General features: G+C 67.7%; 15 protein-coding genes. 3 read left to right on the plus strand and 12 right to left on the minus strand.

Going from position 1 to position 17,320, the window contains the following annotated elements:
* Positions 1–237: 237 nt before the first annotated feature.
* Positions 238–2,250: an ArnT family glycosyltransferase gene (locus tag ACWDTF_RS11390; RefSeq protein WP_240857389.1), complete on the minus strand. Its 2,013-nt coding sequence runs from the start codon at positions 2,248–2,250 to the stop codon at positions 238–240.
* A 263-nt stretch (positions 2,251–2,513) separates the two neighbouring features.
* On the opposite strand from ACWDTF_RS11390, the gene ACWDTF_RS11395 reads away from it, so the two are divergent.
* From ACWDTF_RS11395 to ACWDTF_RS11405, 3 genes are read left to right on the plus strand one after another with little or no spacing between them, the layout of a single operon-like run.
* Positions 2,514–3,056: a hypothetical protein gene (locus ACWDTF_RS11395; protein WP_240857390.1), complete on the plus strand. Its 543-nt coding sequence runs from the start codon at positions 2,514–2,516 to the stop codon at positions 3,054–3,056.
* 14 nt (positions 3,057–3,070) lie between these two features.
* Positions 3,071–3,502, plus strand: a complete 432-nt coding sequence (locus tag ACWDTF_RS11400; protein WP_449754440.1) for a GGDEF domain-containing protein — start codon at positions 3,071–3,073, stop codon at positions 3,500–3,502.
* A gap of 54 nt (positions 3,503–3,556) precedes the next feature.
* Positions 3,557–3,991 (plus strand): hypothetical protein, encoded by a 435-nt coding sequence (locus ACWDTF_RS11405; RefSeq protein WP_449754389.1) that lies wholly within the window; start codon positions 3,557–3,559, stop codon positions 3,989–3,991.
* Here ACWDTF_RS11405 and ACWDTF_RS11410 read toward each other — a convergent pair.
* From ACWDTF_RS11410 to ACWDTF_RS11460, 11 genes are all read right to left on the minus strand, one after another.
* Positions 3,928–4,221 (minus strand): hypothetical protein, encoded by a 294-nt coding sequence (locus tag ACWDTF_RS11410; RefSeq protein ID WP_449754445.1) that lies wholly within the window; start codon positions 4,219–4,221, stop codon positions 3,928–3,930. The genes ACWDTF_RS11405 and ACWDTF_RS11410 overlap by 64 nt on opposite strands.
* Positions 4,222–4,546: 325 nt before the next feature.
* Positions 4,547–5,350, minus strand: a complete 804-nt coding sequence (locus tag ACWDTF_RS11415; protein ID WP_240857393.1) for a cyclase family protein — start codon at positions 5,348–5,350, stop codon at positions 4,547–4,549.
* 5 nt (positions 5,351–5,355) lie between these two features.
* Complete coding sequence (locus tag ACWDTF_RS11420; protein ID WP_449754390.1) at positions 5,356–6,555, minus strand: PQQ-dependent sugar dehydrogenase; 1,200 nt, start codon at positions 6,553–6,555, stop codon at positions 5,356–5,358.
* A gap of 52 nt (positions 6,556–6,607) precedes the next feature.
* Positions 6,608–7,804, minus strand: coding sequence for a CapA family protein (locus ACWDTF_RS11425; RefSeq protein WP_449754441.1), 1,197 nt, complete (start codon positions 7,802–7,804; stop codon positions 6,608–6,610).
* 38 nt (positions 7,805–7,842) lie between these two features.
* The gene (locus tag ACWDTF_RS11430; protein ID WP_240857395.1) at positions 7,843–9,396 is read right to left on the minus strand and encodes a succinic semialdehyde dehydrogenase; all 1,554 of its coding nucleotides are present in this window, start codon (positions 9,394–9,396) and stop codon (positions 7,843–7,845) included.
* An 11-nt stretch (positions 9,397–9,407) separates the two neighbouring features.
* A complete protein-coding gene (rraA, locus tag ACWDTF_RS11435; RefSeq protein ID WP_240857396.1) occupies positions 9,408–9,896 on the minus strand; it encodes a ribonuclease E activity regulator RraA in 489 nt (162 codons plus the stop codon).
* Positions 9,897–10,077: 181 nt separating this feature from the next.
* Positions 10,078–10,572 carry a hypothetical protein gene (locus ACWDTF_RS11440; RefSeq protein ID WP_240857397.1) on the minus strand — a complete coding sequence of 165 codons (495 nt, stop codon included), beginning with the start codon at positions 10,570–10,572 and terminating at the stop codon, positions 10,078–10,080.
* A 47-nt stretch (positions 10,573–10,619) separates the two neighbouring features.
* Entirely contained in the window at positions 10,620–11,132 is a 513-nt protein-coding gene (locus ACWDTF_RS11445) for a hypothetical protein (protein ID WP_449754391.1), read from the minus strand.
* A gap of 107 nt (positions 11,133–11,239) precedes the next feature.
* Complete coding sequence (locus ACWDTF_RS11450; RefSeq protein WP_449754392.1) at positions 11,240–13,783, minus strand: LuxR C-terminal-related transcriptional regulator; 2,544 nt, start codon at positions 13,781–13,783, stop codon at positions 11,240–11,242.
* Entirely contained in the window at positions 13,780–16,362 is a 2,583-nt protein-coding gene (locus ACWDTF_RS11455; RefSeq protein WP_449754393.1) for a LuxR C-terminal-related transcriptional regulator, read from the minus strand. The genes ACWDTF_RS11450 and ACWDTF_RS11455 overlap by 4 nt, the downstream gene beginning before the upstream one ends.
* 76 nt (positions 16,363–16,438) lie before the next feature.
* Entirely contained in the window at positions 16,439–17,311 is an 873-nt protein-coding gene (locus tag ACWDTF_RS11460; protein WP_240857401.1) for an alpha/beta fold hydrolase, read from the minus strand.
* Positions 17,312–17,320: the final 9 nt, after the last annotated feature.

Here is a 17,320-nt window from a genome sequence, read left to right on the forward strand (position 1 = left end):
CAAGGGGAGGACTCTGGGGGTAGGGGACGAAGCTTCTTCCCCCATTTTCAATGCGACCCCCCGACCGGACGACCACCCTCGTCCGAGTGCTCGTCGGCGTGTCGCGAACCCAGAAACCACACTCTTCCCGCCTCCACGATCGCCGACGACGTCGGCGGGTGGGTTGCTGAACCGTCGGTTCCGAACAGCAAGCGAGCCCAGACCATGCCGTGGTCTGGGCTCGCTGCGTGAGCGTGATCAGGTGAGTTTGTACACCGTCGTCCCGCCGACCGTGGTCGCCGTGAAGTTCTCGGCAACCCAGGTTGCGATCTCGGAATTGCCGCCGGGACCTCCCTGGCCGCCACCGATGTAGTAGCCGATCTTCCCGGCCTTCACGTAGGCGATGAACTCGTCGAGTGTCGGCGCGGGGTCTCCGCTCCACCCGCCGATCGCCATCACCGAAGTGCCGGTGGCGATCTCGATACCGGCCGCGGACTGCGAACCGTTGGTCGCTGCCGCCCACGTCGTGTCGGTGGCCTTGAGTAGGTTCACCAACTCGGTGTTCGACGACATGTCACCACCCGGACCGCCCATACCCCCACGGCGCTGACCTGCACCGTCGGCGCTCGGCTGGGTCTGACCGGTCTGGGTCTGACCCGTCTGACCGGGAGGCATTGCGCCCTGGCCCCCGTCACGAGCGCCCCCGTCACGAGCGCCACCGGGACCACCCATGCCGCCCTCGATCGAGGTGTTCACCGCGTTCGGGATCGAGCCGCTGTGCGGGGTCGCGGCTGTCGCGATGGCGAAGCCGACCGTTCCGCCCGCACCGGCAAGCGATCCGACGATCAGGCTGGTCGCGAGCAGTTTGCGCATGCCGAGGGTGGCACCGACGAGGATTCCGATCACCGCCGCCGCAGCCGCGGTACCGATCAGCCACCGGCACCATTGCGGTCCGAAGTCGTTGCGGTTGAGGAGCACGATCGACCACCATGCGGCGAGCCCGATCATCCCGGCGAGCGTGATGCGACCGTCCCAATGGTCACGCCGACGCCACGCCATGACAGCGCCGATACCGATCAGTGCGCCGATCGCCGGAGCAAGCGCCACCGTGTAGTACGGGTGAATGGTGCCGCTCATGAAGCTGAAGATGAGTCCGGTGACCAGCAGCCAGCCGCCCCACGCGACCACCGCTCCCGACTCGACCCGCGATACCCGACCGGTGAATCGGAAGCCGGGGAAGCTGCGCATCATCGCGTAGACCGCAAAGGCGAGGGCCAGCAGTGCGACCGGGAGCAACCACGAGATCTCGTTGCCCATCTCGGAACTGAAGAGCCGGGACAGGCCGGTCTCGCCGCCGAACGATCCGCCGGCCTGACCACCGCCGCCGGGTCCGTTGCCGCCGCTGATGCGTCCGACTCCGTTGTAGCCCCACACCAGATCCATGAAGGTGTTGTCGGTCGAGCCGCCGATGTAGGGCCGCGACGACGCGGGGACCAGCATGGTCACCACCACGAACCAGCCCGCCGACACCACCAGTGCGACACCGGCCATGACCAGATGGCCGATGCGCTTGAGCCAGCCGTTGTTGGCGAACAGCAGGTAGGCCAGCGCGAAGGCGGGCAGCACCAGCAGGCCCTGCAGCATCTTGGTCAGGAAAGCGAAGCCCAGGGCAACGCCCACCAGCGCCAGCCAACGACCAGAGTTCGTCGCGATGGCCCGGGTGAGCGCGTAGCCCGCGGCGACCATCAGCAGGACGAGCAGAGCGTCGGGGTTGTTGAAGCGGAACATCAGCGCGGCAGCAGGCGTGAACGCCAGAATCACACCGGCGATGAGGCCCGCAGCGGTACCCAGCTTCGGATCGGCGAAGGTGCGTCGCATCGCGCAGTACACGAGTGCAACCGCTGCGACACCCATCAGAGCTTGCGGCACCAGCACGGCCCAGCTGTTCATGCCGAACAGGCGGACCGACAAGCCGGTCACCCACAGCGACGCCGGCGGTTTGTCGACCGTGATGAAGTTCGCGGGGTCCAGCGCACCGAACAGCCACGCCTTCCAACTCTCCGAACCCGCCCACGCGGCGGCGGCGTAGAAGGTGTTGGCATAGCCGCTCGCCGACAGGTTCCACAGATAGAGCACGGCGGTGCTGATCAGCAGGCCGGTCAAGGCGAATGGGCTCCAGCGCATCAGGCGCGAGCGGCCGTCCGGCCTGTCGTCGGCGGACGGCGGCGCCACCTCGGGTGGCGTCTGCGTCCGCTCCAATACTGCGGTCATCGTTGCTCCTTCTCTGGGATCGTTGCGTCCAGAGTGGAGCCGCGGTCTCCCCCGGCGCTGGAAGGAGGCTGGGAGGATTCTGTGAGCGAGGATTCTCTGAGTGCCTTCGTTATCCGCCAGACCGGGTTTTACGATGTTGGCCACGTCACGCGGCATTCGGGGACGCCCGACAAGGAGTGCCCCGAGAACGGACAGACGCCAGGGGGCGTAGCCGTGGTGTGCAGGAAGGTCGTGCACCACTCGTGCAACGGGAGGCGAGAAAGGTGCCGAGCCGACTCGAGACGTGGTGGTCGAGACCCGACCATTACGCGTGGCTGGAGTCGTATCTGGCCACCAGGGGACTGTCGCGTCCTGCCGCCATGCTCGTCGGTGGAGCCGTCGCGTTCCTGGGCGGGATCGAGGCCCTGATGATGCTCACCCCGGCCGGCCCGTCTGCGGGTCCTCCGCAACGAATCGCAGCGATCGCAGTGATCGTCGGCTGCGGTGTCACGGCCACCTTCTGGTTTCGCTTGAAATGGCCATCGCGGACGCAGTCGACGGTGTTTGTCATGGTGTCCGCACTGTTGATGGCGGTGTCGTGTCTGATCGAATCCGACCCGATGTCGTCCATCGCCGCGTGCGGACTGTTCGGGATCCTCGCCGGCTACGCCGTGATCTTCCATTCGGTCCGCGTGATCGTGTTCGTCATTGCGGTCGCTGTCCCGGTGGCGGCGGTATTGGCTGTGCGCATAGCCGAGGAAGCCGATCCGGTCTTGGCAGTATCGAAACTTCTCGCCGTCCTGGGGGGATCACGATCGTCCCGATGATCTGTCACCTGCTGATGAAGACGTTGGCGCCCGACGCCGTGAACTCCGACGTCGACGCACTCACCGGCCTGCTCAATCGTCGCGGCCTCGAAGTTCGTGCCAAGGAGCTCGCCGGCGATCACACCCACCGCCGCGTCGATGTGATGATGGCGGTCATCGATCTCGACAGGTTCAAGTTGATCAACGACACCCACGGTCACGAAGCAGGAGACCGAGTCCTGATCGCCGTCGCCGCCACATTGACCGGCGCCAGCGGCAATTCCGCGCTCGTGGCTCGGATCGGGGGCGAGGAGTTCGTGGTCGTCGAACTCGGCGGGCCAACCGACGCACAGCGGTTCGGGGATGCTCTTACCGAGTCGAGTCGGAGTGAACCATGCGGAGTGACGGCGAGGGTCGGCGTCGCAATCGGCCCGCCCGCATTCACACGTCAATCGCGCACCGGGTAGGCCGTGCAGTTCGGCCAACGCGGCGACCCGCCGACGTCCCAGGGTGCGCGGGTCGTGGCGGCACACCCGCACCTCGATCAGCTGGGCGAGACGTTGGCGCAGGAACTCGCCATGCTCGGCCGGCACCGTCGCATCAATACTGGCGTGGCCATGCGCATCGTCACGCACGATCACGTTCTGGTGGCGGTCGCCGAAATCCTCGCGCGCATCCGCGGCAGCATCGGGGTCGAGGGTGATGATCAACTCCGCCAACTGCGACCGCAACGTCGTATCCAGAGTGGGGCGCGCCGCCAACTCCAACGCCAGCGGCTCCACCTCCACACGCACCGACTCCGCGAGTACTTCCAGGACGCGGGTGATCACCAACGCCCGCGACGTCGCGAGATCCCCATCCAGGTAGGCCAACCGAACCCGATCCATTCCGGTCAGGGCGATGCCCAGCTCGATCCAGCGGTGCGCGGTCGAGCGCGACACCCCCACCCGCAGTGACGCTTCCCCGACGCGGCCTTCTCCGCTGCTACCGGGTCAGCGCGGTGGGGGTCGGGGTCACCCAGCATGTCGTTGTAGACGCTGTGACCGATCTTGTGGGCCAGCAGCACCGTGCGGGCTTCGGCGCGGCGGGTGTGGCGCAGTTCGCGCAGAGCGTGCTGTTCCAACCCCAACGTGGAGGCAGCGCGGATCGCCGCGTCATCGGCCACGGGATCGGTGAAGGTGAACACGCGCAGCGCCTTTCGAGCGACAAGGGTCAACAAACCGTCGTCATCAGCACTGTCATCAAAGAAGTTGCGCAGTCATTTCGTGAACTGAGAACAGACTATCGCGAGGGTCTGACAAGAATCGTTGTGCTGGTGTTGTGCCTGGTCAAAGGGGGTTGCCGACGTTGTTGGCTCACCAAGTGGTCTCGACACGACGCCTCGCCCAGGGGCTCGGAGTCGGCTCGACCAGCGAGGGTTGCTCGACCAGCGTGGGGTGCGACTCGACCAGCGTGGGTGGCTCCGCCCGATGGCGATCGACCAGCGGAGGGCGACACCGTATCGAGATCAATCAGCGCAGTGCAAGGACCCGCGCCGGTCCGCCGGTCCCGCCGGCGAACCGTGGTGCCCCGACCACGACCGTCGCCCCGACCGCCGGCACCGCGGTCAGGTTGGCGAGCGCCTCCACCGCGTACCGACCGGAACCGAGGATGGCGGTGTGCGCGGCGGTGGCGTCACGGATGTCGACGCTGAGGGTGTCGGTGCCGATCGCGACCACGGCTCGCTCGGCCACAAGCATTCGCACGGCCGCACCGGAGAAGCCCGCGGCGTCGGCCCCGCCGGTCCGCGGCTGCCAGCCGGTGTGCAGCGCGACGAGTGAGCCCCGCGGGATTCGACCATGCCGTTTCTCGAATGCCACCAGATCGGCCTCGGTGAGCACGGTCCGTGGATCTCGTCGTGCCCGACCGGCGATGCTCACCACCACCAGCGGCGCCACCAGGTCGGCCGGGTCGATCCGATCGACGGTGATCCCGGTTCCGATCTTGTGCGCCGGCGCATCCACATGCGTGCCGGAGTGCTCGGCGAACGACACCCAGTTGGTCGCGTACCCCGAATTGCTCGCGCCGACACGCGATGTCGGCACCGACGCGAACGGAGCATTGCCGGGCCACCTCGGGAATGACGGTGACAGCACATGCGTCAGGTCCACCACACGCCCGGCCGGCACACCCATCGCCGGTGACCCGACCGCGCTCCCCGCAACCGCTGCTGCCGACACGCCGGTCGCGACCCCGGCCGCCACACGGAGTGCTTGTCGGCGAGACAGTCGTCGGGCTTCGTCATGTGCGTGACGGACCACCGAGTCGTCGCACATCCGCGTCAGCCCACCCAACGCACGCGCAACAGTTTGTCGGCGCTGCCGCCGTTGCTGGTGGTCACCAGCAGCGACCCATCGCGGGCCACGGCCACCGCGCGCAGCCGACCGTATCGTTCCTGCAGGGCCTCGACCACCGACACCGTCCGACGACCATCCGCGGACAACCGCACGAACACGAGACGCTTACCCTTCAACGCCGAGATCACCAGGCCACCGCTGAACGGGCCCCACCCGGTCGACGGCAGGAACGTCGCATCGGGTGTGGCGATCGTCGACGACCCTGAACGCCACACCGCCCCGATCGCGCCCGGAACGCGGACGGGATCGGTCATCGGCACGGACTCGTCGTAGATGACGGGTGCGCGGTCGGGCCGGTAGCCGTAGTTGCCGCCGGAGCGCAGCAGATTCAGTTCGTCGTCGCGGTCGGTGCCCTGCTCGATCGCGTACACGCGTCCGGTGCCGGGCTGCACCGCGACGCCCTGCACGTTGCGGTGCCCCAAGCTGTAGATCGGGCTGCGCGGATTCGGATTCCCCGCTGCGGCAGTGCCATTCAGATTGACGTGTAACACCTTGCCGCCCAGTGAGTTCCAGCTCTGTGGGTTACCCGGGATGGCGTTGTCGCCGGTGCCGATCCACAGTGACCTGCCCGACGCGGTCAGTCCACAACCCGCGTGCCGCCCCGACGCGTTGACCGGGATTCCCGACAGCACCGTGCGCTCGCGATGGGCGCGAATCCAATCACCGCTGATCCGCCAGGCCACCACGTTGATGACCTGACCCGTATTGGGCCACGGCAGAGGCAGATTCGCGACTTCACCCGGGATCGACGGCGCACCAGGCCGGGTCACCTCGGCCTGGCAGGTGTAGAACCGCCGGTTCTGCGCGAAGCCCGGATCGAGGGCGAGGCCCATGACACCCGCCTCCTTGACCGCGAACACCCGCGACAGATCGGCGGCGACCGAGATCTCCCGACCGTCGGGCCGGATGGCCACGAATCCGCCCGCACGTTGGGTCAGCAGCGCGGTCCCGTCCGGGGCGGCCTCCACATCCCACGGGATGTTCAGGTTCGACGCCAATGTGGTCACCTGCAGGCGTGGCGCCGCGTCGGCGTGCGGTGCAGTCCAGGCCGTCATGGCGGTGGCCACGGCCGTGGCCACACAGGCGATGGTGATCCGTGCGCGTCGCATTCTGGTGGGGGTCATGGGGGCAACGTTAACGGTGGGGATAGCGCACCGGAAGGGTTTCGCTCGACCCTCAGCCCGCGGGCCGGGCTTGCACCGTCGCCTTCGGCAGGCGCGGCCGGGGTGGGACGACGGGCACGAACGCATCCTCGGCACGTCCGGCCAAGGTCGGCGACAAGCCGTTGATGAAGGCGAGGACCTGCTGTTTCTCGTCGCCACGGTAGGGGGTGGGAACGTAGTCGTTGTAGCTCTCGGTCCGCGACACCCGCGTCGGGATCACCCGATAGTCGACGGATCGCACCTCGCCGTCGACGGTGTGCAGGCGCGCTTGCAGGATGAAGGTGCGCTTGTCGGTCGGGTTGGAATTGCCACCGAAGGCGAAGTTGCCGAACGAGTAGGCGATGAGCTTGCCGCGGTAGATCTCCATCGACTGGATCACGTGCGGGTGCGTGCCCACCACCAGGGCAGCGCCGGCGTCGATCGCGATGTGCGCCAGTCGGGTCTGCACCTCATACGGCGTGTGCTGGGATTCGATGCCCCAGTGGAAGAACGGGATCACCACGTCGGCCCCCGCGGCCCGCAGCCGCGCGAAGTCGCGTCGGATCTTCGCGACGATCGCGTCGGAATCGGTCCACGTCTGATATCCGACGAGGCCGATCGTGACGCCCTTGACCGTCCGCAGCAGCGACATGTCGTAATCCGACCCCTCGCTCTCCTCGCCGGCACCGAAGTACCCGATCCCGGCGGCGCGCAGCGCGGCGAGCGTGTCGTCGAATCCGCGCTGCCCGTAGTCGAAGGTGTGGTTGTTGGCGACGGTGACGACGTCGATCCCACCGGCGGGCAACGTCTTCGCGAGCGCGGCCTCACCGTGGAAGTGGTACACCTCGCCCTCGCCCTTGTACCGCTTCTCCGGCCACTTCGTCAGCGCCACTTCGAAGTTGGCGACGGTGAGATCGTCGGCCTCGAAGTACGGGCGGACGTTGCGGAAGAAGTAGTCCGGCTTGCGGCCGCTCTCCTGCCAGAGGGTCGGCAGGCTCGACGCGGTGGAGAACTTGTCGTCGGTGCCGAGGATGTTGTCGCCGGTGAAGCTCAGCACCAGGTCGGCAACCCCGGGAGCAGGCGGCGGCGCCTTCTCAGCGGCCACCACCGCAGCGGGCGACACCTCGAGCGGAGCGATTGACGACGACGCAGCGAGCCCGACGACGGCAACCACCGTCAGGGCGCAACCACCCACGAGACCCCACGACCGACGCGACACCCTTGCATCCAACACGATGCACCCGGAACGCGCTGATCGGGCGGCCGATCTCAGCGACCGGGCAGGTACTTCAATCCACGTACGAAGGCCGGGGTGATGGCCCGATAGATGCTCTGCGGCACCACCGGCATCCGGTCGATACCGAGGAACCGTTGCTCGGCGATGGTCTGCGGCTCGGTGTACTTGAGCAGACCTTCCTCGCCGTGGCGTCGGCCCATGCCGGAGATACCCATGCCGCCCATCGGCGCGGCGGTCGACGCCCACGCCGCGGCGTAGCCCTCGTTGATGTTGACCGTCCCGGCCCGCAGTTGGTCGGCGATGGCGTTGGCCTCGGCGCTGCTACCGGCGAAGACGCTGGCGTTGAGGCCGTAGCGGGTCGCGTTGGCGAGTTTGATCGCCTCGTCGGTGGAGTCGACCGGATAGATCGACACCACCGGCCCGAAGGTCTCCTCGCCGTAGCAGGTCATCTCGTCGGTGACGTCGGCGAGCACGGTCGGCTCGTAGAAGAACGGACCGAGGTCGGCGCGGCGCTTGCCGCCGGCGAGCAGCTTGGCGCCCTTGGCGACGGCGTCGGCGACATGCGCCTCCGCGGTCTCGACCTGCGCGGCCGACGCCAGCGATCCCATGTCGGCGGTGAAGTCGTAGCTGGCCGACAGCTTCATGGCCGACACGTACGCCGCGAACCGGTCGGTGAATTCGTCGGCGATCGCCTTGTCGACGTAGATCCGCTCGATGGAGATGCACAACTGACCCGAGTTCGAGTAGCACGCGCGCGCCGCGCCCTGCACGGCGTCGGCGATCTTGGCGCCGGCGGTGATGATCATCGGATTCTTGCCGCCGAGTTCCGCGGAGAAGCCGATGAGCCGAGCGCCCGCCTGCTGCGCCAGCGTTGCCCCGGTCGCCGACGATCCGGTGAACATCACATAGTCGGTCTGCGCGACAATCGCTTGTCCCACAACACTTCCCGGACCCGGAACAACGGCGAAGAGTTCCTGTGGCAGGCCGGCTCGATAGAGCAGTTCGGCCACCGCGAGCGCGCAGTACGGGGTCTGGCTGTCGGGCTTGATCACCACGGCGTTGCCTGCGAGGAGCGCGGCCACCGCGTCGGAGGCGGCCAGCGTCAGCGGGTAATTCCACGGGGAGATCACCCCGACCACGCCCTTGGGCTGGTAGCGCACCCGGACGCTGGTGGCGCCGGGAAGCATGCCCTTGACCTTGCGGTCGGCCAGCAGCTTGGGCCCTGCGGTCGCGTAGTGCCGCGCGGTCAGCGCGACGTCGAGCACCTCTTCCTGGGCGTAGGTCCGCGCCTTGCCGGTCTCGGCCTGCGCGATGTCCATCAGCTCCTGCGCGTTGGCGTAGACCAGCTCGGAGAAGGCGGCGAGCACCTCGGCGCGTTCCGCCGGGGTGCGCTTGGCCCACCCTTCCTGCGCGCTTCGCGCCCGGGCGACGGCCTTCTCGAGGTCGTCGGCGGTGGCGACCGGGATGGTGGCCATCTCGACGCCGCTGAACGCCTCGAGCACCGACCGGGTCGGACGGTCGGCGGCGTTGTCGATCGCGACCAGCGCACCCAGTCGGGCGAAATACTCTGCGGTTGGCTTCGGCATGGTGCGGCCTCCTACTGCTCGGGTCCGACGAGCACGATGCCGTCGTCGTCGGAGTACACGATGTCGCCGGGAGTGAAGGTCTCGCCGCCGATGGTCAGCGGGATGTCGCGCTCGCCGACGCCGGTCTTGGTGGACTTGCGCGGGTTGGTGCCCAGCGCCTTGACGCCGATCTCCATGCCGCCGATGGTCTTGGCGTCCCGGATCGCGCCGTTGACGATGATCCCGACCCAGCCGTTGGAGCGGCCCAACTCGGCGATGATGTCCCCGACGAGTGCCGTGTGCACCGACGCCTCACCGTCGATCACCAGCACACCGCCGGGGTTCGACTCCCCCAGGATCGACTTGAGCAGCGCGTTGTCCTGGAAACACTTCACCGTGGTGACGCGTCCGACGAACTCCCGATTGCCCCCGTACTGGGTGAACTGCAGATCGCAACTACGGACGGAATCGCCGATCTCGTCGACCAGGTCGGCGGTCGGGGTGAAGGTCAACTCGCTCATGTCGACCAGCATAGGTGTAACCGCAAGTAGCGGGTTACTGGTGGGTAGGTTCTGGCGCCGCACCCCCGCCGCCGGCATGTGCTCGCGTGTCTACCGCTTGCGCGCGATACATCCCGAGCAGATGGGAGAAACGCGAGCACTTGGCCACCGGGGTGTCCGGTGGCCAAGTGTCGAGCGCCGCCTACGAGCTGCAGATCCGGTTGATGATGGCCCGGTTCACCGGCGAGGTGGTGGGCAGTGAGTAATAGGTCCGCCCCACCCAACGCACATTCTTCTTCAGCTTCGGCGACCACACCGCGTTGTCACGGATCCCCAAGATCACACAGCCACCCATCTGCGCCGCCCTCTTCAACTCGCCCGAAGTATGCAGCCAGCGCGCGATACCGGCGTAGGGAAGTCCCGAACTCCCATAGGCCGGGACAAGTCCGGTCTCGTACAGCGTTCGTGTCTGAGCGGTGGTCAGCACAGTGTTCTGCTCCATGACAACACCCGCGTCCGGCCAGTACCGCGGCCCGTAGACCGCGGGGAAGGGTGGCCACCCAGGTACGGCCGCCGGTGTCGCCTCCGCAGCGAAAAGCACCCCATCGGCTCCGCGATTCTCCGGTGGCGCGGCGACGGCCACAGCGCTGAATGCACCCGTCAATGCGAACGTCGCCGAGATCACGACCAATGCCATTCGTGTCCATGTCCTCATGTCGTACCTTTCCATTCGTAGTGAGCTGTTCAGTAGTTGGAATTGTTTTGTCCGCCGTCGACGCCAGAGTTCGTGCGACCGCCTCCGTCAACGCCAGAGTTCATGCGGCCGCCGCTGCCACGATGGAAGATCAGTTCCCCGCCGCAAATCTTCTTGTTTCGTACGCCGTACAACGTGGCCGTCGGCACACCAAGGCGACACACTCGGAACTTCGAGACGCCGTACCTGGGTAACCGCCAGGTGTTGCGGGCGTCGATCTTGCCTGTGGATTCGAGCGTGCCGAGGTTGCGCCACAAGCCATCGGGAGCGCCGACGCGGACATGCTTGTGCTCCAGTACCACGACGTAGACGCCACCTGTGCGGAACAGTGCCCACACGCCTCCGTCGTTGTCAGTGGCTGCGAGCCACCCGATCGCCTGGCCTGAGGGTTCATCGACTCTCCACCACTGCAGCGGTTCAACCGCCGACGCTTGCCCTGTCCCGACCAGCGTGCCCACTGCCATCGCAGCTGCGGTGGCGAGGCCTACGATGAATTTCTTCAAGGTTGTGTGCTCCTGTCGTGAAGCGAGGCCCGTCCCCCGCTTCACCGATGGTCACAACGGAGAAGTCGACACACTAGATGCCCGACTACGCACTTCTGCGTCTGCGACTACGCATGTCCCCGACCGCCCACCTTGTCTCGGGCACGCAATGCGTGACCGTCAACGGTCGGGATGCTGATTCCGAGCCGGTCTGCGATCTCCCGTCGGGTGAGTCCCGCATCGACCATGGCGAGGACTTCCTGCTCGCGGATGGTGAGCACCGCGTCGAACGCGGCGGCCCGGATCGCCGGGGTGATCAGCCCGTCACACCGAGCGCACAGTTCCGCCAACCGGGGCCGTAGTCTGCGTGCCTCACGCGGGCGGCCGTCCTCGATCAGGATGGTGATCGACTGCGCCAGCGCGTCGGCGGCGTGCGTCGGGTACCCGAGCGCCTCGAAGGCAGCCGATACATCCTCGACGGCCCGCGCATCGCGATCACCGATCGATCGGCCATATCCCGCGTAGACCGGCATCAACTCCCCATCACATTGCCGCGCATACTCTTCGACGACCGAGGCTGCTTCCCGGTCACCGAATCGCAGCGCCCAGTGCGCGGCCTGGGCCGCGAAGACCACGCGACCCTCGGCCGCGGCAACACCCACGGCCTCGCGGGCGCGGGCAATGGGGATGGTGATCTCACCTCCGGCCATGTGCGCGAATCCATCGGCCAGGATTCCGAACACCGCGCTGCCGTTGCGGCCGGCACCCGCGAGCCGCCGGCATTCGTCGGCGGCGCGACGTGCATCGTCGGCCTCGCCGCGTAACGCGCAGCCCATCGTCAACAGATAGGCGGAGCCGCACCGCAGACCCGAGCGGTCGGTCTCGGCGAAACCGGCGATGGCACTGCGTGCGAACCGTTGTGCCTCCGCGATCCGGCCCGCCGCCAACGCAATCGTCGCCAGTGCGTTACACGCCACTGCCTGCTCCACCGGAAGTCCCACCGTGGCGTCGAAGAACTTCTCGGACCACCGCTGGGCCTGCTCGAGCCGGCCGGCGGCGTAGAGCCCCTGCGCGATCGTCGTTCGCACAGCGATGCTGATGAGGGGATCGGCGGCGGTCGCGTCCACGAGCGCCTTGTCGGCTGTCGCCAGCGCCTCGTCGAGTCGGCCGAGCTGATACAGGGCCTCACCGGCCTGGAAGCCCGCCGTCGCGTCCGACCACACGGTGGCTGCCGGATCGGCGAGCACGGCTCGCGCGAAATCCAGTGACTCGACCAGCTTTCCGGTTGTCATCAAGATCGATCCACGCATGGCCGTTACGGCGAGACGAAGCTGCGGGGTCGCGATGCGGGGCTCGAACTTCTCCACCAGCTCGAGGGCCGCCGGCGCATCATCGAGGTAGGTCAGCTGATTGTTGGCGGTCGCGACCGCGTACACCGTCAGGTCCATCTCGGCCAGCGAGTCTGGATCGACCTCGGCGAGAAGGTCGTCGGCCTCCTGCGCCCGCCCCATCGAACTGACCGTCCGCGCGAGCAGCAACCTCGCCTGCACGTCGGCGCCGGCCGTCATCGCCGCACGAGAAAGCCTCTCGCACAACGCCCGATCACCAAGAGTGTGCGCATGGCGGGCACACTTCACCAGTTCCTCCGCCGGCAGCGGGTGGCCGACGTCGACGCAGATCTGGGCCCGATGCAGTCGCTCGGATCTCGTGAGACGCACGCGGCCCAGGGCATCGACCAGGGTGGCCGCCAGATGACCGCGCTCGATGGCGCCCATCCGATCCCGGACCACCTCGATCAACACGGGATGGGCGGGCCGCATCCGACCATCGGCCACCACGGCCAGGAACTCTCCTGCGTGCGGCTCGTAGGAGACCCCGGCACATCCCAACAGGCCCAGAACCTCCACCGACAGCGGACTCATCAGGCTCAGAAACCGCAGGAGTTCAAGCACTTTGGGGGGTGCTGCGCGCAATGCGCCCGCGGTCGCCTCGCGGATCTCGTCGGTCATCACGAAGTCCGACGAGAGCACCCACCGTCCGTCGGCGATCTCCGCCAGATGCCCTGATGCCAGCGCACCGCGAATCAACTGGCGAAGGTAGAAGGGATTGCCCTCGGACGTGACGTGCACCCGCTGCACCGTCAAGACGTCCACGGGGCCACCGAGATACTCCTCGATGAGGGCGGTCGTCTCGTCGAAGCCCAATGAATCGAGAGTCACGGTCTGGACTCGCGGGTCCTCGAGGGCGTCGGACAGCGGCGGTGCCACCGGCTCTCCCGCGCGTCGCGTCATCACCACCGACCGTGTGAGGCGTTCCGGGCTGTCCAGGATCGCCGCGATCACCGCGGCAGACGCCCCGTCGAGGAACTGGATGTCGTCGACCACGAGCAATCGTCGGCTCTGGTCGAGTTCGGCGCGCAGCACCTGCACTGCCATCGCGGGATCCGTCAGGCGGTGGTCGAGCGCCATCGAAAGCGCCGACAGCGGAATAGTTTTCGCCGATTGCGCGCCCATCACCCACAGCGTGTCCTGTCGCAGCCGATCACACGCCAACCGCGCCAGCGTCGTCTTACCGATACCTGCCGGGCCGTCGAGGACGACCGCACGACCGCCCGTCACGCCCTGCCGGATCGCCTCGAGCGCCTGCCGGTCGGGACGATACGGCCACGTCATCGACGCTCGCCGCCGACGGTGAACAGCTCGACGAGTTCACGCCGATTGCGTGCCCCGGTCTTTCCACACGCCCGCAGCACGTGCCCCTCGACAGTGCGCACCGATACCCCGAGCACCTCCGCGATCTCCCGATTGCTGCGGGCGGCCACAACAAGTCGCACGATCTCGTGCTCCCGCTTGGTGAATCGCACGTTCTCGGATGCCACCAGCCCCATCGCCGGCGACGACACCGACCCTTGCCCATCGACGATCGTCCGTGTGCGAGTGGTGCAGGCGATGGCGTGGAATCGATCGCCGTCCCGACGATGGGCGTATGCCGCTTGCGCCATCACATCGGCGGCCGCCATCCCTCGCCCGGCAGCGGTGTGACGGAGCGCTACCCGCTCGAGATCGGCGCCGCTGTACGCCCTCCACGCCACGGCATGCTCGACGAGGAGTCGCGCACGGTCGGTCACGACGTCACCGATGCGAGGGTCCGCATCAAGATCTCCGACGAGCTGTGCAAGGTGGGCCGCATCGGGGGCCGCACCGAATCGCAGGGCGAGCTCGCAGAGCACGATCACCGAGACGAGTTCGCCGCGGTCGCGCGCCGCCGCCGCCGAATCGAGCAGTACTGCTGACGCTGTGTCGACGTCTCCCGCCGTCGCCGACCACCAGGCCCGGTTGATGCTCCGCAGGGCCGAGCGCACACCCCGAAGGGCGACGGGCCCGCCCGGATCGTTGTCTGTGAAGTCGCCGGCCGATGGTTCCGGGCGTTGTCCGGACAGTCTGGACTCAATCTGCCGGAGAAGGCCGTCGGCAGTCTGCGTCCACCCTTCCGGCACGTCCTCGACAACCACCTCACGAAGCTGGTCGGCCGAGACCCGGAGGTTGCCGCCCACCCACTGTGCAAATGCTGACGCCAGCACGACGACGCCGTTTGCCAGCCGTCCGCGGCCATCCTGACTGCGCAATGCCCGCTCGCCGAGCGTGCATGCGTGCGTCGCGTTGCCGCTCAGCGCGGAGATGGCGATCTCGGCGGCATCCAGGTAGGCGACCAGCGTGCCGTCTGCCGTCGCACCGTCGTCGGCCAGTGCCGATCTGGCGAATCGGAGCTGCTGCGCAGCGTCGTCCGAATGTCCGGCAAGACCTTCGCGCACCGCAGCGAACAGCCCCACCCACGCACCGACGTTGCCGCCTGCCTCGATCGCCGCATCGGCATGCGGCGCGCGTCCGGTCGCCGATTCGCCGAGCAGTGCGACCACTGCCGCCAACGATCGCCACTGAGGATCATCCCTCGCCGCGAGGTCACCCAGCATCGCGTGAACCCCGTCGGTGTCACCCAGGTGCAGCCGTGCCCAGCCTTCGATCGGTGTCGGCGACGCGGCAAGTTCGACGCGGCCGGACTGTGCGGAGCCCAGCATCAGCAGGGCCATGTGCGGGTCTCCCCACCGCAATGCATGGCTCGCCGCCTTCGACCGCAACGCCGGTGTCGGCGGCACGGGACCGTCCAGCCGGAGAGCACAGGCCACCAGCGCGGCGCGGCCGCATTCCGGATCCGGGAGCGCAACGGCCAGAATTTCATCGCTGAGCGAGCCGACCAGATGGTGTCGCTCCACGCATCCGAGCCAGCCGGCCGGCGACCGCGCCAAGGCCGGAACACGCAGCCGCACATGGCGATTGCGCGCTTCGATGATGCCGCGACGCTCGGCGCCGATCAGATCGGCAATGTCGGAGCGCGCGGTGAGGGCAGCCAGCGGCAGCCAACCGTCCGCGAACTTCTCCACGACGTCCGAACACGCTCCGAGCAGAGCGACGAGCTGTTGCAAGCCCGGGCCCAGGTCGGCGAGGTCGATGGTCAGACGATCCGCCAATTCGGTGGTGACGGGTGGCATCCCATCGATTCGGGCCAGACCCGACGACGTGTTCCAGGTCCCGTGCTCGGTCGCCGTGGCCACGACGGCGACGAGCCCCGTGGGCGATCCTCCGCAATAGCGCAGCACCTGCCGCACCGTGCTGCCGACCGGCGCGAGTCCCAGCGCGCTCCGGATGTACTCTGCGACGTCGTCCGCATCGATGTGCCGAAGGTCGTATCGCCGCAGATAGCCGTCCTTCCACAGGGCAGTGATCGCCGCCGGGTGTTCCGCGGGCGCCACACGCCGGCACGACAGGTAGACCGGCACCACGTGATGCACCACCAGCGAGAGGACCACCAGCGCACATTCCGCATCGAGCAAGTCCACGTCGTCGATGAACACGGCGGCCGCCGAACGGCCGGCCAGCGCGGTCCGCACGGCGGCCTCGGTTGCAGGCGCGTCGTCGATCATCGAACCGAAGACACCGGTGGTCGTCCGGGCCACCCCGGTCAGCCACATCGCGTCACCGGCGTATGCGTCGTGCAGCGCACGCAAGGCAGTCGTACGGCCGCTGCCGGCATCACCGACGATGACACATCCCTCGGTGCAATCGGCCATGTTCACACCGGCTCGTCGGAGTGCCTGGCGGCCGGTCAGTTCGTTGCCATCGCGGCCCTCGGGCCGTGCTGGGGTGCGGTCGGACCCTGAGTCCACCGCAACCGACATATCGCCGAATTCTGCCACCGCGCGAGCATGTCTGTTTGCATATCGTGGATGTCCGATTTGATACTCAACTGTTCGGACGACACACGTTCCGCCCTCACGCCCCCGGCCATACCTCGTCGACGATCCCGGCTACCTCGTCGGGCTTCTCCAGGACCAGGAAATGCCGCGCCTCGACGGTCCTAAGCCGACCACCGACGACGTCGGCGTACCGACGCTGCTTGGCCCGCCAGAACCGTTGCCAGGCGGGCATTCCCGACAGCGCCGCGACCACGATCACCGGCACCGCGGGCATCGGCCGGGTTCGTCGCAGCCGACGCAGCGACGCGTTGATGGTCGGGAACGCGGCGTTCTCGACGAGCGTGGCCAGCACAAACCCGGCGCTGCCGAAGAAGTGGTCGCCCCAGAAGTGCTGGTTCGCGTCGAAACCCTCCGGCGGCGCGGGCAGCACCTTGGTGCGCAGCCGTCCCCGACCGCGAATCCGTATCCGGGTCCGGTCCCCGACCGCCCGCACCGCAGACATCGCCCGGTGCGCATTGCCCACCCGGAATCGCGCAGGCACCAGACGCCACGGAACCAGCACATACGATCCGTCGAGGATCACCACTCCGGCCGTGTTCGACGGGTGCGCGCGCGCGAAACCCTCCACGTAGAGCGACGCCATCGAGTGGCCGACCAGGGTGACCGGCGCCGTCACACCGAGCGATGCGAGCACCTCACTCATGCGGGAGATCTCGGCATCCAGCGTCGGCACCCGACCACGTCGCACCGAATCCGACAGACCGTAGCCGGGCCGGTCGTAGCGGATCACCCGCCACCCGCGGATCACCAGGCGGGTGGCGAGCGGGTCGAGGTCGAACCAGTTGCTGCCGAGCGCGGCCATCAACAGGAGTGGCGCACCCGACCCCTCGTCGACCACGTGCAGCCGATCGCCGTCCACGGTGACAAAACGGCCCGGGGGTTCAGGCATCGGCGTGAC

This window comes from Gordonia sp. NPDC003422 (assembly GCF_053588675.1).

Coding starts and splice junctions, on each gene's coding strand:
- ACWDTF_RS11390 (WP_240857389.1), bottom strand. CDS start 2,250: ATGACCGCAGTATTGGAGCGGACGCAGACGCCACCCGAGGTGGCGCCG.
- ACWDTF_RS11400 (WP_449754440.1), top strand. CDS start 3,071: ATGAAGACGTTGGCGCCCGACGCCGTGAACTCCGACGTCGACGCACTC.
- ACWDTF_RS11415 (WP_240857393.1), bottom strand. CDS start 5,350: ATGTGCGACGACTCGGTGGTCCGTCACGCACATGACGAAGCCCGACGA.
- ACWDTF_RS11420 (WP_449754390.1), bottom strand. CDS start 6,555: ATGACCCCCACCAGAATGCGACGCGCACGGATCACCATCGCCTGTGTG.
- ACWDTF_RS11430 (WP_240857395.1), bottom strand. CDS start 9,396: ATGCCGAAGCCAACCGCAGAGTATTTCGCCCGACTGGGTGCGCTGGTC.
- rraA (WP_240857396.1), bottom strand. CDS start 9,896: ATGAGCGAGTTGACCTTCACCCCGACCGCCGACCTGGTCGACGAGATC.
- ACWDTF_RS11440 (WP_240857397.1), bottom strand. CDS start 10,572: ATGGCATTGGTCGTGATCTCGGCGACGTTCGCATTGACGGGTGCATTC.
- ACWDTF_RS11450 (WP_449754392.1), bottom strand. CDS start 13,783: ATGACGTGGCCGTATCGTCCCGACCGGCAGGCGCTCGAGGCGATCCGG.
- ACWDTF_RS11460 (WP_240857401.1), bottom strand. CDS start 17,311: ATGCCTGAACCCCCGGGCCGTTTTGTCACCGTGGACGGCGATCGGCTG.